We start from the raw sequence: 23,178 nt of genomic DNA, 5'->3' as shown, positions 1-23,178 counted from the left end.
CTCATCGACGAGAAACACAGAGCTCGCTGTGGCGGCCGAATGCATCCCGGGCGCGCACCGCGTATTGCGCGCCCGCCGGCGGCGACATGTGCAGGAATGCCGTCGAGATCAGCGGCGCGGGGCTGACCTTTTCAAAGGTCTCGCCATCCCTGCTGACGAGGACATCGTAGAAGATGGCGGGGCTCGCATCGCCGGCCGCCCAGAACAGCATGCGCTCCTCCCGGCCGCCGAGACCACGGTAGCCTTCGACGGTGAGGCCGGTGGGTGCGGCCGGAGACGCGCCGGTGTCGGGGACGACGAGCACCTGCGTCAGCGACGGCAAGGGTACATCGAGATCGACGCTGATCCGGCCCTCGTCGCATTCAACGACACTGATCGGATGCAGCAAAGCCGGTTCCTGGGCGCGGCGCAGTTCGCCAAACTGCGCTTCATCAGGTTCGGGCGGCGCGCCGACCGGCTCGAAGGGTCCGCGCGGATTGCTTTCGTCGCGCTGGGCCTCCCAGACTTCCATCGGATTGGTGAATTCCTCGTCGATGCGCAGCAGGCACAGCGCGTGGCGGCCGAGAGCGAGCCCGTTGACCTCCAGGCGCACGGCGGTCCGGCCCGAACGGTTGATGGCATCGACGCTATGAATAAGGCTGATCGAGACGCCGCCCCCCGGCAGCCGCGTCGGCAGGATCGCCAATCCATCCTGGTCGGGGGTCAGCGGCGGCTCGGCCGTTACCTTGCAGACGGTGTCGCCGAGCGTCGCCAACAGTTCCATCGACGTGAGACCGGGCTTTTTGATGATGTCGAAGGGCGGCGCCGTGTCGATGTCGGTGACCAGCCTGTCCAGATCGGTCTTATGTTCCCATTGCGCCTTGGTGAAATTGCGCGAACCGAAATAGGCAAAGATCGTGCGCTGGCTCCAGCCGCCGATAAAGGCGTGGTCATTGCTGAGGAAGGTGAAATTCGCCGCCTTCGGGGCGATGATGCGCCGATCGTGCTGTTCGATGATGCGGGCAATGATGCCGGCATAATAGGCCTTGCCGTGCCAGCTGTGATGATCGCTCCAGCCGAGCTGCGGGTCGCATTCGTCATTGATGATCGGCAGGCCGGCAAGGCGTGGATGGTGCTCCTTGAGATAATCGACGACGAGCAGCGTGCGGTCGACAATGGCATGGGTTTTCGGGGTCAGGTCGTCCTTGCTGCCGTTGACGCCCTTCTCGTGGATCGAGATGTAGTCGAGGCGAGGCGGGCCGCCGCCGGTCAGGCAGCTCGTGCCGCTGTCGCAATGGGCCATGAGGGCGCGAAAGATCGGCGAGAGCGTGCGGGCGGTACCTGGGCCACCCATCGGCAGGCTGGAATCGACCGCATCGAGCCCTGCCACGCAGGCGTCGTAATAGTTGGTGTAGCCCTTGATCCCATAGGTCCACCAGCCGGAATCGGCCTCGTTCGTCGTTTCGAAGTACCAGGTGCGCAATTCGTCCATGCCGTAGCGCGCGCCGTAGCGATCCGCCGTCACCGTCACCAGATCCCGCCAGCGCTTGACCTGATCCATGTCCTCATAGTCGGTGAAAAGGCCCGAGGGATTGCCCATCAGCTCGAAGAACGGCTTCAGGCGGTGTTCGATCATCACGTCGAGCGCCCGGTCGAGCAGGGACCAGTCATAACCTGCGCCGCCGGTCGAGCGCAGCAGATTGTAGAGATAATGGACGCGCAAATATCGGATGCCCTCGTTGGGCAGGCCGCCCATATAGGCGAGCATCTGGCGCATTTCGGGTTCGAGCAGCAGCTCGGCCGGCGAAAATCCGGTGCCGCGCCAGAACCGGTTGAACGGGCGCACGGCCTGGCCGGCATCAACGTTTATTCGCGTACGCTCGCGCATGGATCGTCTCTCCTAGGACGGAAATCTGGCGGTGCCGACCGAGCCGGCACAGGCGGCCAATGGCCTGACTATTTGAATTTGTCGCGCATCGCATCGATGCCGGGGATGGTTTTGGTCAGATGCTGGTGGGCGGGATCGAAGCGCTGGATCAGCCCGCGGCGATGTTTGCCGACCAGGATGGTGAAGATGTAGCCCCGATGGCCGGGCGAGGTGACGGTCGGGTGGTAACCGCGATCGACCAGGACGGTATCGCCATCACGGGTCATCAGGATCTTGACCGGACCGTCGTCGTCATAGGTGATCTGGCTGCCGAAGCCGGTCTCCGGCAGGAACCGATAATGATAAAGTTCCTCGTGCAGGGTCTCGGCATCGCCGTCTTCGGTGTCGTGCTTATGCGGAGGATAGCCCGACCAGCAGCCCTCGCCGGCATAGAGCTCGCTCACCAGCAGATTGCCGCAGCGCCCGTTCTGCCCTTGGCCGAGCAGATGGACGATCCGCCGCTGGCTGTGCGTATCGGGCGAGCCGACATTGACCGCGTCGACCTCCTCAGGCGTGACGCGGAACGGGGCGTAGCGCCTGTCGCAGATGCCGCCGGCAATCGCGACTTCGGCCGGGCCGCCACGAGCCGATACCCGGACGTTGGCGTTGACGGGCGCGTAAACCGAGTCCGCATCGCCTTCCCAGATATCGGCTCGCCGGCCCACCGCCCCGAAGCTGACGTCATCCACCTCGATATCCACCTGCCCCGACAGCACGACGTAGAGGCTTTCGTGCAAGGGCAGCCGCCGCGTCTCCCGGCCATCCAACGGAAGCGCGAGGAGATCGAAGTAGATGAGATCGAGCGTCCTGGAGGAGGTATCCACAATGGGACGCTGCTCGGAGCGTGGAATGAATTCGGGCATCAATTGAACTCCGGAACGATACGGTCGGCAAAGGGATTGAGCGACAGGGATTCGGCGTAGTGACAGGCGGCCGCGTGCCCATCGGCCGTCACGGCGCGCAGCGCCGGCACCTTCTGCCTGCATAGCTCGGTTGCGTAGCGGCAGCGCGGATGAAATGCGCAGCCGGGAGGCGGATGAGCGGGGTCGGCGACCTCGCCCGCCAGCCGGATGCGCTTGCCGTGACGGCGCATCCTCGGATCGGCGATCGGCACGGCCGAAAGCAGCGCTTCGGTATAGGGATGGCGCGGGCGAGAAAAGATCTGCTCCGTCGGCGCCTTTTCGACGACGCGGCCGACATACATGACGGCAATATTGTCCGAGATGTGCCGAACGACCGAGAGGTCGTGGGCGACGAAGAGATAGGTCAGGCCGAACTGTTCCTGCAGATCCTGCAACAGGTTGATGGTCTGGGCCTGCACGCTGACATCGAGCGCCGAGACCGCCTCATCCGCGATGACAAGGCGCGGGTTGGACGCCAGCGCCCGGGCAATCCCGATGCGCTGGCGTTCGCCGCCCGAAAAAGCATGCGGGTAGCGGCGCATATATTCGGGCCGCAGGCCCACACTCTGCATCAGCTCGGCGACCCGGTGCTCGAGTTCCCGGCCCTTGGCGATGCCGTTGACGCTCAATACCTCGCCGATAATATCGATGACGGGAAGACGCGGATTGAGCGAGGATTGCGGATCCTGGAACACGATGCGCAGGTCACGATGGACTTCATCGAGGGCGGGACCGGAGAGGGCCGCGAGATCCACCGTGCCGCCGCTGCGATCGCGATAGCGGATCTCGCCGCTGGTCGGCTGGTAGATGCGCAGGACGGTGCGGGCAAGCGTCGACTTGCCGCAGCCGGATTCACCGACAATGCCAAGCGTCTCGCCGTCATCGACGCGAAGCGAGACGCCGTCGACCGCCTTGACGTGGCCGACGACCCGTCGGAACGCGCCCTTGCGGATGGGGAAATGCATCCTGAGATCGTTCAGTTCGAGCAGCGGGCTTGGCTGCGTCATGGGATCGGCCATCATTGTCTTCCCTCGTAAAGCAGGCAGCTGGCGACGTGCCCGTCACCGATGACGACGGATCCGGGGTCTTTCTGATCGCACAGGCCCGCCCTCGCCTGCCTGCATCGGGGATGAAAGCTGCAGCCTTCGGGCCGGTCGAAACGCGAGGGCACCATGCCCTCAATGGTCGCGAGCCGTTCGGTCGGCTGCCCGTGCATGCGCGGCACCGATTGCAGCAGGGCCTTGGTGTAGGGATGAACGGGCGCATGGAAGATCGTGTCGACGTCACCCGCTTCCACCACCCGGCCGACATACATGACGACGACCTCGTCGGCGATTTCGGCCACCACGCCGAGATCATGGGTGACGAACAATACCGAGAGCCCGAATTCGGCCTGCAGCGAGGCGAGGAGATCGAGGATATTGGCCTGGGTGGTCACATCGAGCGCCGTGGTCGGCTCGTCGGCGATCAGGAGTTTCGGGCGACAGGCGAGCGCCAGCGCGATGCAGACGCGCTGGCGCATGCCGCCGGAAAACTGGAAGGCATAGCTTTCCATGCGCTCGGCCGGCCGGGGAATGCCGACCAGAGCCAGCGTCTCGATCGCATGCTCGCGCGCTTCCTTCTTTCCCATTTTCAGATGCAGGCGGATCACCTCCATCATCTGGTTGCCGATCGTATGGACGGGTGAAAGAGCGGCCATCGGCTCCTGGCTGATCAGGCCGATCTGGGCGCCGCGGATCGCCCGCATATCGCGGCCGCGCGGGTCGAGCGCCGCGAGATCGATCGGGGGGGCTGCCGGATCGGGCCGGTAGCGGATCGCGCCCGAGACGATCCGCCCGCCGCGCGGAACCTGGTTGAGGATCGAGCGGCCGGTGATGCTCTTGCCCGAGCCGGATTCGCCGACGACGCAGACCGTCCTGCCGCGCGGGATGGAGAAGGAGACGCCGTCCACCGCCCTCACCGTACCCGCGCCGCCGAAAAAATGGGTCCTGAGGTCGTCGACCTCGATCAGCGGGTCGCGATCGGTGCGCCCACGGCCGGCCGCGGCGAAATTGGCGTCAGTATTCATAGGGATCTGCAGCATCGCGTAATCCATCACCAAGGAAATTGAGGGCGAGCACCGTGACGATCACCGCCAGGCCCGGAAGAAACAGCCAGGGTGCGCTCGTGACCGCGAGAATGTTCTGCGCCTCCTGCAGCAGCACACCCCAACTGACCACCGGCGGCCGCAGGCCGATGCCGAGGAAGGAAAGTGCGGTTTCGGCAAGGATCATCGTCGGGATGGCGAGCGTGACCGAGGCGATGATGTGGCTCATGAAGGACGGGACCATGTGCCGCCAGATGATGCGCATCCTGGAGCAGCCATCGAGATGGGCGGCGATGACGAAGTCTTCGGTCTTCAGCGACAGGAAACGGCCGCGCACCACACGTGCCAGGTCGGTCCAGCCGATCAGCGACAGGATGACGGTGATCCAGAGATAGACCAGGATCGGATCGGCGCTGATCGGCACGGCAGCCGCAAGCCCCATCCACAGCGGGATGGTCGGGATCGAGTTGATGAGCTCGATCGAACGCTGGATGACATCGTCCACCCAGCCGCCGTAAAGACCGGAAATGCCCCCCAGGATGATGCCGAGGACGAGGCTGATCGCCACGCCGATCAGCCCGACCGACATGGAAACGCGCGTGCCATGCACCGTCCGGCTGAAGACGTCGCGGCCGAGGCGATCGGCGCCAAAGAGGTAAAAGGGTTTGCCCGCCTCGATCGGGCCGATCAGGTGACGGTCGAAATCGAACAGTCCCCAGAACCGATAGGTCTCGCCTTTGACGAAGAAGCCGACGGGAATGACGACGGCCGGATCGGGCACATAATTGCGGCTGAGCGCGATCGGGTCGACCTTCATCGAATAGCCGTTGACATAGAGTGGATGAAACTGGCCCGTCGCGTCGTAGCCGGCGACTTTGAGCCGCTGGGGCGGCGCATAAGTGTAGCGGGAATCGTAGGTCTGCGATGAAACCGGAGCGATAACCTCGGCAAACAGGGCGACCAGGTAAATCAGCAGGATGACGACGCCGGCCCCAAGCGCCAGCCGGTGGCGGCGGAAGCGGCGCCAGATGAGTTTCCATTGGCCGGCGACCGCATCGGAATTGCGAACACGTTCAGGTATCAGGGCGATGGCTTGATCGGTCATTGATATCGTTCCTCAGCCATTGCGAATGCGTGGATCGAGCCAGGCGAGCAGCAGGTCGGAGATCAGCGTGCCGATCAGCGTCAGCATGCTCATCAGCAGGATGAAGGTGCCGGCGAGATACATGTCCTGGGCAAACAGGGCGTTGAGCAGAAGCGGCCCCGTGATCGGCAGGCTGAGCACGATGGAGACCACCACCGAACCCGAGACGAGGTGCGGCAGCACCCAGCCGACCGTCGAGACGAAAGGATTGAGCGCCACCCGCACCGGATATTTCAGCAGCAGCCGGATTTCGCTCAAGCCCCGGGCACGCGCCATGTCGACATAGGGCTTGTTGAGTTCATCGAGCAGATTGGCGCGCATGATGCGGATCAGCGCCGCCGTCGCACCGGTACCGAGCACGACGACCGGAATCCACATATGCGAGATGAGATCGCCGAGCTTGGCCCAACTCCAGGCAGCATTGATATAGAGGGGCGAAAACAGCCCGCCGACGCTTTGACCGAAATACTGCGCCGAGACAAACATCAGCACCAGCGCCAGCAGGAAATTCGGGATGGCAAGGCCGAGAAAGCCGAAGAAGGTGGCGAAATAATCGCCGAGCGAATATTGCCGCACGGCCGAATAGATGCCGATCGGAAAGGCCACCGCCCAGACAAAGAGCAGCGTTGTGACCGAGACCACCATGGTCAGGCCCATGCGTGCCCAGATCAATTCGCTGACCGGCTTGTTCCAATCGAGGGACTGGCCGAAATCGCCATGCAGCAGGATGCCGCTGATCCATTTCCAATATTGCACCGTCCAGGGTTGATCGAGGCCATAGCGCTCGCGCAGGCCGGCGATGACGCCGGGATCGATGGTCTCGTTCTGCGAGGCAAGACGCGCGGTCATCGCGGTCAGGAAATCGCCCGGCGGCAGCTGGATGATGATGAAGGTCACGACCGAGATCGCGAACATCATCGGGATCATGTAAAGCAGACGTCTGATGATGAAGCCGGCCATATTCAAGCTCCTTCAACCGGCGATCGCCGCTCGGTCTGGGTGATGGGGCGGGGCTGCTGCCGGAATGGCGCCACGGACGCCATTCCGCCGATCGGATGTCTTTATTGCTGGTAGTAGAAGGTCTCAGGCTTTGCCGGTCCCGGCGTCATATAGAAGGACGTGCTGGGAATGACCTTCGGAACATTGTGCATATTGGTCTTGACGATACCGACGCGATCCGGCTCGAGATTGGTGCCGATGACGTAGAACTCGTCCCGGGTGATCGCCAGCAGCTCTTTCATGGCTTCAAGCTGCTTTTCGAGCGTCGGGGCTTCTTGCACCTGCCGGTAGAGATCCATCTGCTTCTTGGCGGCCGGGCTCGGTTCCTGAGCGTTCGGATCCTTGGGGTTCTGGTAATAGAGGCCCCAGGCGGTCGCGAAGCTCGACTCGTATTCGTGCGGGAAATACCATTTGGGATCGAGCAGGCCGAGGAAGTCATAGCCCCCGCCGCCGACCCATCCGAGGCCGTCATTGTCGTTGTTCTGCAGGCGGGAGAAGATCAGCGAGCGTTCGGCCGGGCGCGGCTGCATGTCGATGCCGACGGCCCGCCAATAGCGCTGGATCAGCTCGAGGGCGTCGACCTGGATCGGGCTTCCGGTCAGCGCATCGATCGCGAAGGTGATGCGCTTGCCGTCCTGACCGACGCGATAGCCTTCGCCGTCTTTCTTGGTCAGGCCGGCCTTGTCGAGATATTGATTGGCGAGGTCGACGTTATATTCCAGATATTGCGTCGCCATCTTCTCGTCGTAGAGCGCCGTGCCTTCGCGGGGCGCTGCCTGATAGGGCTTGGCCTGCCCGGCATAGATCAGCTGATTGAGCTCCTCGCGATTGATGGCGTAGCTGAGGCCGATGCGGAAATCCTTATTGGAGAAGACGGCGCGCAAGGCTGGGTTCTTGTGGGTCTGGTTGAGCGTGATCAGCAGGGCGTTCGACCAGGCGGGCCGGGCGATGAACAGGCCGTAGCCGGCCTTCTGCTGGTTCTGCACAATCACCGTGCGGGCGTCCGTCGTCTCGATGAAGCGGTTCTGCATATCGATTTCGCCGCTGATCGCCTTCAGGATGATTGCCTGGGTATCCTGCATCACGTCGATGGTGATGCGGTCGAAGTAGGGCAGCTGGTTTCCTGATGTATCCACCTTGGCATAATAAGGGTTGCGCTCGGCGACGACCTGGGTCGTGCCATTATAGGGCGCAGTCAGCACCCAGGCATCAAGGGTCGGACGGCCGAGATCGCGCCAGCGGCCGGGAAATCCGATCTTGTTGTTGAAGAGCTGGACCCAGTCGGTCGCACCGGCCGCCTTCACCAGGGCGTCGATGCCATCGGGATTGAAATCCTTGTGGAACTGTTTGAGGTAATGCGCGGGTGCCGCCGCCAGGATATCGGAGCCGCGCACGGTCGCCATGTTCATCAGGAACAGGCCGTTCGGTGCGGCAAACTTGAAGACGACCTTGTCGTCGGCGAGCTTTTCGACCTTGACCGGCTCTCCGCCGGCCGTCAGCCAGTCCGGTGCTGCCGGTGTGATCTTGGTGTTGCGCAGCACGTTCTCGTTCCACCAGACCAGGTCGTCGGCCGTGAAGGGCTCGCCATCCGACCAGCGTGTGCCCTCCCGAAGGGTGAAGGTATATTCGGTGGCGTTCGCATTGACCTCGACGCTCTTGGCGATGTCGGGGATGACTTCCGTCCATTCCGGATTCCAGCGGACCAGCCTGGTATAGCCGATCGAACGCTCGATCTCGCTGTCACCGCCGCCGAAGGTGGCCGTGCGCCAGGTTCCGCCATAGGCGCCGACCGATTCAAGCGGCGTCAGCACCAGCGGCTCCTTCGGCAGCCGTTTTTCCACCAGCGGCAGCTTCCCGGCATCGACGAGCGCCTTGAGTTCCGGCGCCTCCTGAAAGCCGAGCGCGGCGCCGGCCCAGCCGGCACCGATGAGGATGGCCGCGGCAATGGTCGAAACGACCTGCCGTCGTAGAATTCTGGCGTGCTGCATTCTCTCCTCCCGATGATGTCGTTCTAGGTTATCGTTAACGTATTCTCCTCTTTTTCTAACGTTATCGTTACCGTATTTCTTTGTCAAAGAGATTCTCTCGCCCACGTGATACGCCGAGGCAGCCTTGGCTTTTCAGGAAATTATGTTAGTTATCGTTATCGTAAATTTCCGCCCTTCTCAGAGACAATCCATTGAGCCGTCCCAAAGACCTGGAATCCAAGATAACCATCGCCGATGTCGCCCGCGCCGCCGGCGTGTCGCCGATGACGGTGTCGCGCGTGCTGAACGACCAGGGCGGAGCGAGTGCCGAGACCACGCAGCGCATTCTTTCGGCCGCGAACGAACTCAATTACCGCCCCAATCCTTTTGCGCGCGGATTGCGATCCGACCGGTCAAAGACCATCGGCCTTCTCGTTCCCGACATCACCAACCCGTTTTTTCCCGAGGTCATCCGGGGCGCCGAGGATGCGGCGAGCGCGGCCGGCTACAATCTGCTTCTGTCCAATGTCGTCGAAAACAGCAAACGGGAAGAGGAACTCATCGAGGCGCTCCTCAGGCATCGGGTCGACGGGATCATCGTCTGCAGCGCGCGACTGCCCGACGCCGCCCTCCACAAGGCGCTCGCCCACCACCGCGCCGTTGTGCTCATCAACCGCGAGGCTCCCCCCGAAGTCGCCGGAACGATCGTCACGGACTACGAGACTGGAGCCTCGCGGGCCATCGACCATCTGGTCGAACGCGGCCGCCACAAAATCGCGATCATTGCCGGGCCGCGCAGCTCCTTCGGCGGCAAGAGCCGTCTCGTTGGCTTCCGCAAGACGCTGGCAGCCCATGGGCTGAAGGCGCACGGCATCGTCTACTGTGACCCCACGGCTGCCGGCGGACAGACGGCGGCGGCGCAATTGCTGGCGGAAACACCCGGTATCGATGCCCTCATCTGCTACAACGACCTCAATGCGATCGGCGCCATGAAGGCCTGCCGGGCAGCCGGCATTTCGATCCCGGGACAGATCGCCCTCATCGGTTTCGATGACATTCCGGCTGCCGAACTGCTGTCTCCGGCACTCACCACGCTGCGCGTGCAGAAACGGGAAATGGGAGAGGAAGCGGTGCGCCTGCTGCTCAGCCGCATCGCCACCAAAAACCGTCAGCACGGCATCGTCATCGTGCCCGAGCTCATCATCCGCGAAACGACCTGATCGACGATCAACAGGAGGAATATCCCATGGATGCCGGCAATCTGCAGTCATTGGCGTTGCCCGAGGAAAAGAAGGCCTGGTTCGTTCACGACCGTTTCGGCATGTTCGTGCATTGGGGTCTCTACGCCCTGCCGGCCCGCCATGAATGGGTCAAAAGCCGCGAAGAGCTGAGTGACGCCGATTACCAGAAATATTTCGAGCATTTCGACCCCGATCTCTACGACCCACGCGAATGGGCGAGACGCGCCAAGGCCGCGGGCATGAGATATGTGGTGCTGACGACCAAGCACCATGAAGGCTTCTGCCTCTGGGACACCAAGGCCACCGACTTCAAGGTGACGAACACGCCTTATGGCAAGGATCTGCTGCGCCCCTTCGTCGACGCCTTCCGCGCCGAGGGTCTGAGGATCGGCTTCTATTATTCGCTGATCGACTGGCATCACCCCGACTTCACCGTCGATCCCCGCCACCCGCAGCGCAATCATCCCGATGCGCTTGAGATCAACGAAGGCCGGGACATGCAGCGTTATGCCGCCTTCATGCGCGAGCAGGTACGCGAACTGCTGACCGAGTTCGGCCGGATCGACATCCTGTGGTTCGACTTCAGCTACCCGCAGTGGAAGCTCGGAGACTTGGTCGGCAAGGGTCATCGGGATTGGGAAAGCGAGAAACTCGTGCGCCTGGTGCGCGAGCTTGCCCCCGACATCATCATCAACAACCGCCTCGATCTCGCCGGCCTGCAGCCCGACATCGTGACGCCGGAGCAATATATGCCGCGCGCCTGGCCGAAACGCGACGGCAGGCGCGTCGTCTGGGAAGCCTGCCAGACGCTCAGCGGCTCCTGGGGCTATCATCGCGACGAGGACACCTGGAAAAGCACGGAGCAGCTGGTGCAGATGCTGATCGGCACCGTTGCGATCGGCGGCAATCTGCTGATGAATGTCGGCCCGACGGCGCGCGGCACACTCGATCACCGGGCAATATCAGCGCTTGGCGCCTATGAGGAATGGATGGCGCTGCACGAGCGCAGCATTGTCGGCTGCACCCAGTCCGACTTCACCGCTCCCCCCGATTGCAGGCTGACCCAGAACGGCGACCGCCTCTACATCCACCTGTTCAACTGGCCCTATAGACATCTGCATTTCGATGCGCTGGCGGGCAAGATCGAATATGCGCAGTTCCTGCATGACGCCAGCGAGGTCACCTGGCTGCGCCCATCGGCCAACACGCTGTGGGCGAACACCCAGTTCCCCGTCGGCGAGGACGAACTGACATTCGTGTTGCCAGTGCGCCGCCCCAAAGTCGTGGTCCCGGTCATCGAGGTCAAGCTCAAGGCAGGGAGCGACTCTGGCGTTCAGGATTGATGCATTCGCTGTGCCCTGATCCGGCGCTTCAGGACAAGCTGATCGCCATCGGCCGGTCGAGGTCGCGGGCGAGATAATACTGGATCTGGCGGACGATCTGGCCGGCGTGGGAGATTGCCAGCCGGTCGGCCCGCTCGGCATCGCCGGCCTCGATCGCGGCGATGATTTCCTCGTGTTCATCGATATATTGGTGCGGCAGGCGGTCATCGAAGGTCGAGTAGTAAAGGCGAAGGATGCGCCCGCCTTCATCGAGCAATATCAAGGCCGTCAAGGAAAGTGCGCCGATCCGCGCCGCTTCACACGTCCCTCGAATCTCAGCTGCCTGAACCGATGGGCCGGCAAGCTCGATAGCTGCTGCCGGCCTCTTCATCCGTCGTGTTTCGTATCCTTGGACCGGGTCAGACTGTTGCGGCTGACCAGCGACGGCACTTGGAGAATATGCTCTGAAGCGGTGCGGCCCTCGATCCGGGAGATGAGGGCCCGGGTTGCGATCTGGCCGAGTTCCCTGCCCGACTGGTCGATGCTAGCAAGATTGACGAGGCCGAGTGCTGCGGTCGAGGAGTTGTCATATCCGACGACGGCGAGGTCCTCGGGCACACGCACGCCCATCTCCATCGCCAGGCTGAGAAGCGTGATCGCATCGAGATCGCTCCAGCAGAACACGGCGCGCGGCCTGTCCTTCCTCGCCAGGAATTTTCGCATCGCGTCTTCCCGCCTCGGTGAGGCTATCGGAATCTTTCCGATCGGCGCCGCGCCGAGCCCACCCCGCTGCATCGCCCGGCGAAAGCCGATCTCCCGCTGGCGGACGACGGAGACCGCGTGCCCTTCGCGCTCGCCGAGGCTGAGCATTTCGATGTCGCGATAACCGCAGGCCAGCAGCGCCTCCACCGCAATCTCGGCGCCGCGCTGATCGTCGGCATTGACGGTGTCGAAGGCCGTGGCGCCGGCATCGTGATAACCGACAGTGACGATCGGGATCTGGACGGCGAATTTTGCAATGATCTCGGAGGGCAAGCGCGGTGCAACGAGGATGAGGCCGTCCATTTTGTAGTCGATCATCGACTCGATCAATGACGTCTCCAGCTGCACGCGCGCATCGCTGACACCGATCATCGCCTGATAGTGCGAAGGCGCCAGCACCCCGTTCACGCCGGCAATCACTTCCGGCAGAAAGGGATTGCGGATGTCGATCAGAAGCACGCCGATGGTGAAGCTGCGCCCGCGCAATCCACGCGCCGCCCGCGAGGGACGATATCCGAGCGCCTCAATGGCGTCGGTTACCTTGGCCCGCAACGCTTCGCTGACGCCGTAAGCGTTGCGCATCACCTTGGACACTGCTGCGACCGATACGCCGGCATGGGTGGCCACTGTGCGGATCGTCACGCGCTCGTTTCGTTGCAGCTTTTGTTTGTCTTCGACTGGCATGAAATCTCTGCGCTCGTGGCCGCGGACCGTCAATATTCGCCCGCAGAATCACCATGGCAGACTGGCGATGAAATTTCTATTGCGCTCCCGAAGAAAATGTAGAACGTTATATGGAGAACGTTCTACAATTCATCGGGAGGACTTGATGAACTTTCAGCCTGTAGCCATCAGCGGCAATCCCGTTTCGCGCACATGGTCGGGGGAAATGATCGCGCCGCTGTCGGATGGCGGCCAGGGAACGGCGGCAAGCTTCGTCTCCAAGACCTTCGATCACGATGGTGCCGGCCTTCCGATCGAACTCTTCATCTCGGCGCTCGGGCTTTATCGCTGCTTCATCAATGGCACCCGCGTCGGCAACGATCTGCTGACGCCCGGCTGGACGAATTATGACGACCGCATTGCCTATCAGCGATACGACATCTCGAAATTGCTGAAACCCGGCCCCAACCGGATAGAAATCTGGCTCGCCGACGGATGGTACCGCTCGCCCATCATGTGGGGCGCCAAGGCTATTCCCAACTGCTGGGGCGACAGGATCGGCGCCATCGCCGACCTGGTCGGACCGAGCGGCGTCGTTCTTTCCACCGACACCACATGGCGCAGCGGCGCGTTGCCGATCCTGAAGTCGGGGATCTATTTCGGCGAGATTTACGACGCACGACTGGAAAACGCCGTGGAAACGCACGCTACAGAGCGATTGCCGTTCGACAAAGGACTGCTGGTCGCCCATGAAACGGCAGCGGTTCGGGAGCTGAAGCCGCTCGACCCGGTAGAAAGCTGGATCGATAATGACGGCAGGGCCGTCTTCGATTTCGGCCAGAATGCCGGCGGCTATATCAGATATACGGTCCGCGGCGCTGCCGGCGCCACTGTACGGGTGGAGCATTCGGAAGTCCTCGGCCCCGATCGCCATTTCGACAATCGCAATTATCGCACGGCCGCGGCGCACACGCTCTACACGCTGCGCGGAGACGGCGATGAGACCTACGCGCCGCATTTCACCTTCCATGGCTTTCGCTACGCCCGGGTGACGATCACTGGAAACGCCGAGATTCTCTCGATCGCCTCCATTCCGATTTCCTCAGTGCCCGAGCCGGCCGGCGGTTTCACCTCCGGCAACCCTCTCGTCAATCGACTCGTCCAGAATACCATCTGGTCGCAGCGCGCCAATTTCGTCGAAGTACCCACCGATTGCCCGCAGCGTGACGAACGGCTGGGCTGGACGGGCGACGCCCAGGTGTTTGCCGCAACCGCATGTTGGCTGAGCGACAGCCAGTCCTTCCTCAGGAAGTATCTGCGCGATGTGATGGCCGACCAGCGCGAGGACGGCGCCATCTCGCATTTTTCGCCGGACCCGACGCGTCTGCATCCCGCCGACTTTCCGAGTTATGCCGGCTCGACCGGCTGGGGCGATGCGATCGTCGTCATCCCGTGGGTTCTCTACACCCATTACGGCGACCGGGCGGTTCTTTCGGAGTGCCTGGATTCGATGGTGCGCTGGGTCGATTTCGTCTGGTCGATCTCCGACGGTCCGATCGTGCGCCCGCCGTCGCACTGGGGTGCGCGCGGCTTCACCTTCGGCGATTGGCTGCAACCGGTCGGCGACAACAGGAAGCCGCGCCCGACGATTGCCGACGATTGCGCCGCCACCCTCTACCACTTCATCTCGACAGATCTTCTGGCAAAGATCGCCGCTGTTCTCGGCGAAGATGCGCTTGAAGCGCAGATGAAGCGGCGCGCCGGAGAAATCAGACAGGCTTTCGCCAGCGAGTTCATCACCCCGGCGGGGCGGCTCGCCCATAACGACCAGACATCCTATGCTCTCGCCTTCCTTTACGACCTGATACCGGCGGAGCATCACCAGGCGGCCCGGCAGCATTTCCGGCAGGTGATCATCGATGCCGACTACAAGATCGGCACCGGCTTCATCGGCACGCCAGCCCTTTTACCGGCCCTGACGAAGCTCGACATGGACGACCTCGCCGAAAAGGTCTTCCTGCAGGAGGACGTGCCGGGCTGGCTCTACCAGGTCTCCAAGGGAGCGACGACGATCTGGGAGCGCTGGGATTCCATGGCGCCCGACGGCACCATCTACGAACCCGATATGAACAGCTACAATCATTACGCCTATGGCGCCGTCTGCCAGTGGCTGTTCGAATGCGTCGCCGGCATTTCGCCGAAGCCGGATGCGCCGGGGTTTGCCGAGGTCATCGTCGATCCCGCGCCGATCCCCTCGCTTTCCCCGGTTTCAGCCTATCACGATATCAGCCAGGGGCGCATAGAGGCCGGCTGGCACTGCACCGGCAACGAGATCACCTATGTGCTGACGCTGCCGGAGGGCTGCGTCGGCCGCTTCCGGCCCGGCCGGCGGCACCAGAACCCGTCGCTCAATGGGGAGCCTGTCATCGAGGAGGCGGTTCTTCCCCCGGGCACGCACCGGCTGGTCTTTTCCCTACCCGATTCCTGAGGAGCATACAGGTCACACCGTTCAGAGGAGGAACGTCATGACACATCGGATAAGGCTCATTCTCGCGGGCGCATCCACGCTTCTGGCGCTGGCAGCGGCCAACCCGTCACATGCGGAAGTCACCCTGTCATTCCTGATCGACAACAGTCCCGATACGGTGGCGGCCGCCGAAGCGCTGGTTGCCGCCTATCAGGCCAAGGCGCCTGATGTAACGATCGAAATCGAACAGCGGCCGGGCGGCGGTGAAGGTGACAACATCGTCAAGACGCGTCTGGCGACAGGCGAGATGCCAGACGTGTTCCTCTATAATTCCGGCTCGCTGCTGCAGGCGCTGAAACCTGCTCAGGCGCTTGTCGATCTCAGCGGCCTTCCCTCGCAGGCAAAGGTGGATGACGGTTTCAAATCCGTCGTCCGCGCCGGTGACAAGCTTTACGGGGTTCCGTTCGGCACAGCGATGGCGGGCGGGATTCTCTATAACAGAAAGATCTATCAGGATCTCGGCCTCTCCGTTCCGAAGACATGGGCGGATTTCATGGCCAACAACACCAAGGTCAAGGCATCGGGCAAGGTCGCCGTCGCGCAGACCTATCGCGACACCTGGACCTCGCAGCTCTTCGTTCTGGCCGATTATTACAATCTGCATGCCGCCGTGCCGAACTTCGCCGCCGACTATACCGCCAACAAGGCGAAATATGCCGAGACGCCGGCGGCCATGAAAGGCTTCGAGCGGTTGAAGGATGTTCACGACGCCGGCCTGATGAACGAGGACTTCGGCGCGGCAAGCTATGACGACGGCCTGAAAATGGTAGCGACCGGCGAGGCGGCGCATTACCCGATGCTGAGCTTCGCAGTCGGCGTGCTCAAGCAGAACTATCCGGAAAACCTCGGCGATGTCGGTTTCTTTGCGCAGCCGAGCGACGACGCCGCTGTCAATGGCCTGACGGTGTGGATGCCGCCTGCCCTCTATATTCCCGCCGCCAGCCAGCATATCGAAGAAGCGAAGAAGTTCGTGGATTTCGCCGGGGGCGTCGAGGGCTGCAAGATCATGGTCGAGACCAACACAGTTCAGGGTCCTTCGCTGGTCGATGGTTGCGGTCTGCCTGCCAATGTGCCCCCTGTCGTCAAGGACATGCTCCCTTACTTCGAGACCGAGGGCAAAACGACGCCGGCGCTGGAATTCGTTTCGCCGGTCAAAGGGCCGTCACTCGAGCAGATCACCGTCGAAGTCGGCTCCGGCATCCGCCAGCCCGCCGACGCGGCGAAACTCTATGACGACGATGTGCGCAAACAGGCCAAGCAGCTCGGTCTGCCCAACTGGTAGCGGTCTTTCGGGCCATTTAACCTCGCGCCTGATGGGGCGAGGTTCCACCCGATCGAAGAGGTAGTCATGACCGAGACACGCCCCCGCTCGCGCAAGTCGCCCTACCCGCTGTGGTTTTTCATTCCGGCTGCCATCATATACGGCGTGCTGTTTCTGGTTCCCACGGTCTCGTCTCTCTGGTTCAGCCTGACGCGCTGGGATCTGTCGACGGCCGAATTCATCGGGCTCGAAAATTTTCAGCAGTTCTTTTCCGAGCCGTTCCTGATCAAGGGACTGATCAACACTTTGATCTATGCCGTGACGACATCCGGGCTGAAGACGGTCTGCGGGCTGCTGCTGGCCGTGCTTCTGACCGGCAATATCTTCGCCCGCGGCTTCCTGAGAACGCTGGTCTTCTTTCCTGTCCTGGTCTCGACGATCGGCATAGGCATTACCTTCGCGGTGATGATGCATCCAACGAAGGGCATCATCAACGTCACGCTCGAGACGCTCGGCATTCCTGGACCGGGATGGCTGACCAATCCGGCGCTCGCCCTGTTTTCGGTAGCCCTGGTCGACCTGTGGAAGGGTGTCGGCCTCGCTACCCTGATCTTCATTGCCGGTCTAGCCGCGATCAGCCCCGATTACTACGAGGCGGCAAGAATCGACGGAGCGACGCGCCTGCAGCAATTTTTCCGGGTCATCCTGCCGCTTGTGCGCCCAGCCACCATCACGGTGGTGACATTGTCGCTGATCGGCGGCCTTCGCTCGTTCGACCTGATTTGGGCGATGACCCGCGGCGGGCCTGGTTTCTCCTCCGACGTGATCGCCTCGGTCATTTACAAGCAGTATCAGGCAGGCTTCTACGGTCTGTCGACCGCCGGCAACGTCATCCTGTTCGCGCTGATTGCCGCAATCATCCTGCCAGTCACTTTATGGTTCAACCGGCGCGGGGTCGAAGAATGAGAAGCATCCGTCCCTATATGACCGGCGCGATATCGCTTGCCGTTGCCGCGGTCATCTTCGTCATGCCTTTCGTTTTCGTCGCTCTGCAGGCGGTGAAATCGAAATCCGAAGCGTCCCGTCTCGATTTCGAGTTGCCGGAGCGATGGCTGTTCTGGGACAATCTCGTGGCCGTCTTCAAGGCGCGCGATTATCAGCTTGTGCTCGCCTATTTCAATTCGACGCTGATCACCGTCGCTTCCGTCACGATCCTCATCCTGCTGTCGGCGATGGTGGGCTATGTGATGCAGCGCCGCAGGACCGCCTGGAACAAGATCGCATCCGTTGCCCTCTTCATGGGCCTGATGATGCCGCCCGCCGTGGTTCCGACAATCGGTCTGCTGCAGGAGATCGGCCTCTTCAAGACGATGACAGGGATGATCCTGATCCAGGTCGCCTATAACCTCTCCTTTTCGATATTGCTCTACCGCTCGTTCATCTCGACCATCCCGCGCGATCTCGATGAGGCGGCGCTGATCGACGGCGCCAAACCCCGGCAGATCTTCTTCCGGGTGGTCTTGCCGCTTCTGAAGCCGGTGACCGTGACCAATATCGTCGTGCAATCGATCGCGATCTTCAACGATTTCACCAACCCGCTCTACTACTTGCCAGGCAAGGAGAATGTGACGGTGCAGCTGACGCTCTATAATTTCCAGAGCATGTATTCGAGCCAGTACAATCTCCTCTTCATGAACATCCTCCTCGTGACGATCCCGCCGCTGATCGTCTTCATCTTCTTCAACCGGCAGATCGTCGCGGGCATGACATCAGGCGCAGTCAAAGGGTAGCAGAATGGCTGAACTCACACTCAAACAGGTTCGCAAGAGCTTCGGCGCCCTTGAAGTCATCAAAGGTATCGATCTGGAGGTGGCCTCCGGCGAATTCGTCGTATTCGTCGGCCCGTCGGGATGCGGAAAATCGACGCTGCTGCGCATCATCGCCGGCCTGGAGGAGACGACGTCCGGCATGCTGACCATCGGCGGCAAGGACGTGACCTATGCCGAACCCTCCGAGCGGGGCATCGCCATGGTGTTCCAGAGCTATGCGCTCTACCCGCACATGACGGTTGCCGAGAATATCGGCTTCGGCCTTTCACTCGCCCGCCGTCCAAAGACGGAAATTGCCGCCAAGGTCGCGGCGACTGCGGAAACGCTGCAGCTCACCCAGTTGCTGGAGCGAAAGCCGAAAGCGCTCTCCGGCGGCCAGAGGCAGCGCGTCGCCATCGGCCGGGCGATCGTCCGCGATCCCAAGGTCTTCCTGTTCGACGAGCCGCTTTCCAATCTCGACGCGTCGCTCAGAGCCCAGATGCGTCTTGAGATCGCCGATCTCCACGCCCGGCTGAAATCGACGATGATCTATGTCACCCACGACCAGGTCGAAGCCATGACGATGGCCGACAAGATCGTCGTGCTGAACGGCGGTGCGGTCGAGCAGGTCGGCAGTCCGATGGAGCTCTATCGCAATCCGGCGACCCCTTTCGTCGCCGGCTTCATCGGCAGCCCGAAGATGAACCTCTATGGCGGCGAGACGGCGCGACGATTGAATTGCACGACCTACGGCATAAGGCCGGAACATATCCGGCTTTCGGAAAATGCCGGGCAATGGCAGGGCAGAGTCCGCCACATCGAAAGGCTCGGCGCCGATGCTATCCTCTACCTCGACGTTCCCGAACTCGGCGAGATGGTCGTGCGCGCCGAAGGCGAGACGCCGTTTTTACCCGGTATGATGGTTTGGGCAAATCCGGTCGAGGGAGCGGAGCATCGGTTTTGAACGTGGACGAAGATAGTCCGCGTCACGGCTGCTTGCGTGAGAGAGCCGCCAAGTCCTCTTTGAGCCGGACAGGCAGATTCATCCGTTCGTGAAGAATGCTCATGACACCGAGATCACCATTCTCGAGCTCGCGAAAGAACACATAGTGATGCTCGTAGCGACCGAAATAGGCCGAACGTTTGATGTCTGCCGGGACGGCCAGACGTTGTGGAAGTTGTCGCCAGATCGGTCGATCCCCGCATAGGCGCTGCAAATAAGCATGCAGCCCGAGAATGTAAGCGTCCGCCTGCTTTTCTCCCCATGCCTCGAAGGTATCGCGCCAGATCTTGTCCTGCGCGGCGTCGGCGCGCGGATAAAAGCGATAAGCCGGCATGGCTATCGGCGCTTGTTGCGGCGGATGACGTCTTCAGCCGAAACGGCGACAAACTCGCTGTCGTCGGCCCGCATTGCGGGCGCAAGCTCTTTTTGCAGCATATCCCACGCCTCATCACGCGTCTGCAAATCTCGCCGGATCAGAGCACGGATATATTCGCTGGCATTTTCATAGAGGCCGTCGTCGCCGATCTGCTGCTGGATATGATCCTGCAACTGCCCACTGACTTTCACATGAATGCTGCCCGACGCCATCGGCATTCCCTTTCACTCTCCCCTTATCATGGGTGGCGTAGCATATATTGTCAATATTCATCACATTCAGCCCTCAGACAACGGGAGCCATCAGAGGCTCAAAAGCGATCGGGACGCAGCGGCGTCAGATCGATGACCGGGCGTTGTCCGGCGACAAGTTGGGAAACCAGATAGCCGGTCAATGCGGCCAGCGTCAGGCCGAGATGGCCGTGACCGAAAGCATAGGTGACGTGGGACGAGCACCGGGAGCTGCCGATGACGGGAAGTGAATCCGGCATGGATGGGCGAAAGCCCAGCCACTCGTCGCTGCCTTCGCCGGCCGACGGCAAGAGCTTTCTCACCCCTTCGCCGATCATCGCGGTCCGCTTCGGGTTCAAAGGAGCGGCAAGCCCGCCGAGTTCGACGGTTCCGGCGGCGCGCAATCCGTCCGCCATCGGCACCATGTAGAAGCCGTGCTCTGGATAGCAGACCGGGCGCGACAGAAGATTGCCTGCCTGCGGGAACAGGACGTGATAGCCGCGCTCGGTATCGAGCAGCACGCGATCGCCGGCCGCTGCCGCAAGCTTGCGGGAATGGGCGCCGGCGGCCACCACGGCGTGGTCGGCAAGGATCGCCTTATCCGCGATCCTGAGGCCGACGCCGTCATCGCGCGGCGCGATTGCCGAGACTTCCCCGCGGATAATCTCTCCTCCGCCGCTGACGAGCGCTTGCGCCAGCCCGAAGGCGAGCTGCCTGGGGCTCGAAAACACATAGGCGTCACCGAATAGCACGCCCCTGTGATAGAGCGGCGCAAGATTGGGCTCCATGCTCTGGATATCGGTGCGGCTCAGCCGATCCATGGCGACGCCATGGCGTTCACGCAGCGCGTTCTCGGCATCGGCTGCCTGGTATTGCGCTTCCGTCTTGTAGAGATAGAGGCAGCCCCCATGCCGCTGCAGCCGTTCGGCGCCGGCCTGCGTCACCAGCGGTTGCCAGGCGGCATCGGCGTGAGAGAGCAGCGTTGCCAATGTCGCAGCGATCCGCTCGACCTCGGCTTTCGTGCTCGACGCCAGGAAGGCGCTGAGCCACGGGGCCAGGCGCGGCAGGTATCTCCAGACGATCGCCAGCGGACCGAGCGGATTGAGCAGCATCCCCGGCACACGCCAGATGACACCCGGCATAGCCACGGGAACGACGCCATGCGGCGCGAAGGTGCAGGCATTTCCATAGGAACAGGCCTGCCGGTAGGATGCATCGCCCAATGGCGGCGCCGGATCGATGATCGTGACCCGATGCCCCATTCTCTGCAGCCAGAGGGCCGAGCAGAGACCAACCAGTCCCGCGCCGACAACGGCCACATGCCGGCGTTCGGCGTCGGGCAAGGGTTGAAGCGCGGGGAGCGGCCTATTCATCCTAGACCAGGCCGGCCAGAGCGCGGGGACGATCGTTCAGCGTGGCGACAATGATGCGCAGCGCCGTTGCCAGTTCGTCCCGCGACGACGCGCAGCCGACATTGACGCGAACGGCATGTTCGACGGGCTGGCGGTCGCAGGCAAACGCGGTGGCCGGCATGACGGCAACGCCGTGAGCACGCAGATTGGCGGCAAAATCCTCGCACCGCCATGGCGCCTGCAGTCTGAGCCAGAGAAACATGCAGCGCGGATCGGCGGAGAAGGAATGGCCGGCGAGCATCGTCGCAACGATCGCATGGCGGGCGCGCAGCTCCGCAAGCTGGGCCTTCAGGATCGCTTCTGCCGTACCGTCCTCCAGCCAGCGGGTCGCCAGCAGCAGCGGCAGCGGAGAGGGCATCCAGGCAGTCGTACGCACCGCCTCGGCCGACAGCAGCGCTCGCCCGGGCGGGCAGGTCAGATAGCCGACGCGCAGCCCCGGCGCCAAAGCCTTGGACAATGCGGAAATATGGTAGGTCCTGGCCGGAGCCAGCGTGATCAGGGCGCTTGCGCGGGTCCCGAGCATCGGACCGTAGACATCGTCCTCGATGATGACGAGATCGTGCTTTTCCGCGACCCCGACCAGTTCCCGCCGGCGGGCCTCGCTCATGGTGACGACGGTCGGATTGTGCATGGAGGGGACGGTGAAAACGGCGCGCACGCGCTCTCGGCTGCAGATATCGTCAAGCTCCGCCGCCGACATGCCGTGTTCGTCACTACCGATGCCGATAATGCGGAAGCGGAACATCTGGGCAAGCGCGATCAGGCCGTAATAGGTCAGCCGATCGCAGACGATGGTGTCGCCAGGCTCGATCAGGCTGCTGATGACAGCCAGAAGAGCGTGCTGGGCACCGCTGGTGACGACGATATCGTCTTCGGACGGGTCGAAGCCGTTGAGCGATATCCATTTTCTCGCCGCCAGGCGCGCCCAGGCCGGCCCCTCCGGCGGCTGGTATTCCTGCATCTGGCGGAAGCGCGGGTCGGACGAAAGGGCCGGCAGGGATTGGGCGAGGCGCTGCTGAAAATCGTCGACGGCCGGCCGGTTGACCGTCAGGTCGATGATGCCGGCCGGGCTCGCCGCCCGGTCGACCCGCGGCATGGCGCCGTCGCCGGTGACGATCGTGCCACGCCGGGTGCTGCCCATGACAAGATTGAGGTTCTGCAATTCGCGATAGGCGCGCGTGACGGTCGAGACGTTGAGCGACCGCTCCCGGGCGAGGTCGCGCTGCGGCGGCAGCTGGCTGCCGGGCGGCAGGGCACCCGAACGGATCCTTGCCTCGAGCTCGCTGGCGAGTTCGAGATAGGCCGGCATGCGTGTTTCCCGCTCCTGATTTGTCCGGTTCATTTCCGATCGTTCAGACATACAATCCCTGAAAATACGTGTACAATCCCACGACTGAACGCACGGTCGCCGCCGCCATTCAGCTTGATTTCCTGCGACATAACACGCTTTCTCAATATTTTCGAGACCCACAGGCGTTACCATACAAAATTATTTGTGTGGCTTGACAAACGTAAATTGACCGAGACAATATGCCCTTGCATCGAGACAAAGAGGCAGGGATCCCGGCC

20 protein-coding genes are annotated in these 23,178 nt (G+C 62.3%); 7 read left to right on the top strand and 13 right to left on the bottom strand.

The features are described from left to right. Position 1 precedes the first annotated feature (1 nt). The 7 genes from CO671_RS12720 to CO671_RS12690 all read right to left on the bottom strand — a co-directional run bounded on the left by CO671_RS12720 (position 2) and on the right by CO671_RS12690 (position 9,025). Positions 2–1,867 carry a hypothetical protein gene (locus CO671_RS12720; RefSeq protein WP_010033049.1) on the bottom strand — a complete coding sequence of 622 codons (1,866 nt, stop codon included), beginning with the start codon at positions 1,865–1,867 and terminating at the stop codon, positions 2–4. 68 nt (positions 1,868–1,935) lie between these two features. Next, positions 1,936–2,769: a 5-deoxy-glucuronate isomerase gene (locus tag CO671_RS12715; protein ID WP_010033052.1), complete on the bottom strand. Its 834-nt coding sequence runs from the start codon at positions 2,767–2,769 to the stop codon at positions 1,936–1,938. Continuing rightward, positions 2,769–3,827, bottom strand: coding sequence for an oligopeptide/dipeptide ABC transporter ATP-binding protein (locus CO671_RS12710; RefSeq protein ID WP_170964977.1), 1,059 nt, complete (start codon positions 3,825–3,827; stop codon positions 2,769–2,771). The genes CO671_RS12715 and CO671_RS12710 overlap by 1 nt, the downstream gene beginning before the upstream one ends. Next, entirely contained in the window at positions 3,827–4,891 is a 1,065-nt protein-coding gene (locus CO671_RS12705; RefSeq protein ID WP_170964976.1) for an ABC transporter ATP-binding protein, read from the bottom strand. Before CO671_RS12705 ends, CO671_RS12710 begins: the two co-directional genes overlap by 1 nt. Continuing rightward, positions 4,866–5,999 (bottom strand): ABC transporter permease, encoded by a 1,134-nt coding sequence (locus CO671_RS12700; protein ID WP_097606209.1) that lies wholly within the window; start codon positions 5,997–5,999, stop codon positions 4,866–4,868. The genes CO671_RS12705 and CO671_RS12700 overlap by 26 nt, the downstream gene beginning before the upstream one ends. Before the next feature lie 12 nt (positions 6,000–6,011). Next, the gene (locus CO671_RS12695; protein WP_097606208.1) at positions 6,012–6,998 is read right to left on the bottom strand and encodes an ABC transporter permease; all 987 of its coding nucleotides are present in this window, start codon (positions 6,996–6,998) and stop codon (positions 6,012–6,014) included. A 101-nt stretch (positions 6,999–7,099) separates the two neighbouring features. Next, positions 7,100–9,025, bottom strand: coding sequence for an ABC transporter substrate-binding protein (locus CO671_RS12690; protein ID WP_097606207.1), 1,926 nt, complete (start codon positions 9,023–9,025; stop codon positions 7,100–7,102). Between the two features lie 191 nt (positions 9,026–9,216). Between CO671_RS12690 and CO671_RS12685 the strand changes: the two genes are divergently transcribed. Both CO671_RS12685 and CO671_RS12680 read left to right on the top strand, forming a co-directional pair. Further along, complete coding sequence (locus CO671_RS12685; protein ID WP_097606206.1) at positions 9,217–10,224, top strand: LacI family DNA-binding transcriptional regulator; 1,008 nt, start codon at positions 9,217–9,219, stop codon at positions 10,222–10,224. Next, the gene (locus tag CO671_RS12680) at positions 10,224–11,588 is read left to right on the top strand and encodes an alpha-L-fucosidase (RefSeq protein WP_348627716.1); all 1,365 of its coding nucleotides are present in this window, start codon (positions 10,224–10,226) and stop codon (positions 11,586–11,588) included. The genes CO671_RS12685 and CO671_RS12680 overlap by 1 nt, the downstream gene beginning before the upstream one ends. Positions 11,589–11,616: 28 nt before the next feature. Here the strand turns inward: CO671_RS12680 and CO671_RS12675 are convergent, their stop codons facing one another. Together CO671_RS12675 and CO671_RS12670 are read right to left on the bottom strand one after the other, a co-directional pair. After that, on the bottom strand, positions 11,617–11,958 hold the full coding sequence (locus CO671_RS12675; protein WP_348627714.1) for an FCD domain-containing protein: 342 nt from the start codon (positions 11,956–11,958) through the stop codon (positions 11,617–11,619). Beyond that, positions 11,955–13,013 carry a LacI family DNA-binding transcriptional regulator gene (locus CO671_RS12670; RefSeq protein ID WP_097606317.1) on the bottom strand — a complete coding sequence of 353 codons (1,059 nt, stop codon included), beginning with the start codon at positions 13,011–13,013 and terminating at the stop codon, positions 11,955–11,957. Before CO671_RS12670 ends, CO671_RS12675 begins: the two co-directional genes overlap by 4 nt. Positions 13,014–13,158: 145 nt before the next feature. Between CO671_RS12670 and CO671_RS12665 the strand changes: the two genes are divergently transcribed. The 5 genes from CO671_RS12665 to ugpC all read left to right on the top strand — a co-directional run bounded on the left by CO671_RS12665 (position 13,159) and on the right by ugpC (position 19,552). Next, positions 13,159–15,480 carry an alpha-L-rhamnosidase gene (locus CO671_RS12665; protein WP_097606204.1) on the top strand — a complete coding sequence of 774 codons (2,322 nt, stop codon included), beginning with the start codon at positions 13,159–13,161 and terminating at the stop codon, positions 15,478–15,480. A 37-nt stretch (positions 15,481–15,517) separates the two neighbouring features. After that, on the top strand, positions 15,518–16,801 hold the full coding sequence (locus tag CO671_RS12660) for an extracellular solute-binding protein (protein ID WP_097606203.1): 1,284 nt from the start codon (positions 15,518–15,520) through the stop codon (positions 16,799–16,801). A 66-nt stretch (positions 16,802–16,867) separates the two neighbouring features. After that, entirely contained in the window at positions 16,868–17,746 is an 879-nt protein-coding gene (locus CO671_RS12655; protein WP_097606202.1) for a sugar ABC transporter permease, read from the top strand. After that, complete coding sequence (locus CO671_RS12650) at positions 17,743–18,570, top strand: carbohydrate ABC transporter permease (protein ID WP_097606201.1); 828 nt, start codon at positions 17,743–17,745, stop codon at positions 18,568–18,570. The genes CO671_RS12655 and CO671_RS12650 overlap by 4 nt, the downstream gene beginning before the upstream one ends. A gap of 4 nt (positions 18,571–18,574) precedes the next feature. Beyond that, positions 18,575–19,552: a sn-glycerol-3-phosphate ABC transporter ATP-binding protein UgpC gene (ugpC, locus tag CO671_RS12645; protein ID WP_097606200.1), complete on the top strand. Its 978-nt coding sequence runs from the start codon at positions 18,575–18,577 to the stop codon at positions 19,550–19,552. A 22-nt stretch (positions 19,553–19,574) separates the two neighbouring features. Here ugpC and CO671_RS12640 read toward each other — a convergent pair whose 3' ends face one another. The 4 genes from CO671_RS12640 to CO671_RS12625 all read right to left on the bottom strand — a co-directional run bounded on the left by CO671_RS12640 (position 19,575) and on the right by CO671_RS12625 (position 22,969). Then, entirely contained in the window at positions 19,575–19,925 is a 351-nt protein-coding gene (locus tag CO671_RS12640; protein WP_010027426.1) for a type II toxin-antitoxin system RelE/ParE family toxin, read from the bottom strand. Between the two features lie 2 nt (positions 19,926–19,927). Then, positions 19,928–20,179, bottom strand: coding sequence for a transcriptional regulator (locus tag CO671_RS12635; protein ID WP_096769271.1), 252 nt, complete (start codon positions 20,177–20,179; stop codon positions 19,928–19,930). Between the two features lie 98 nt (positions 20,180–20,277). Beyond that, on the bottom strand, positions 20,278–21,570 hold the full coding sequence (locus tag CO671_RS12630) for an FAD-binding oxidoreductase (RefSeq protein WP_097606199.1): 1,293 nt from the start codon (positions 21,568–21,570) through the stop codon (positions 20,278–20,280). A gap of 1 nt (position 21,571) precedes the next feature. Then, on the bottom strand, positions 21,572–22,969 hold the full coding sequence (locus CO671_RS12625; RefSeq protein ID WP_097606198.1) for a PLP-dependent aminotransferase family protein: 1,398 nt from the start codon (positions 22,967–22,969) through the stop codon (positions 21,572–21,574). Positions 22,970–23,178 lie beyond the last annotated feature (209 nt).

Source organism: Rhizobium sp. M10, assembly GCF_002531955.1.
GTDB classification, from domain to species: domain Bacteria; phylum Pseudomonadota; class Alphaproteobacteria; order Rhizobiales; family Rhizobiaceae; genus Rhizobium; species Rhizobium etli_C.
This window is presented reverse-complemented; position numbering and strand designations above follow the sequence as displayed.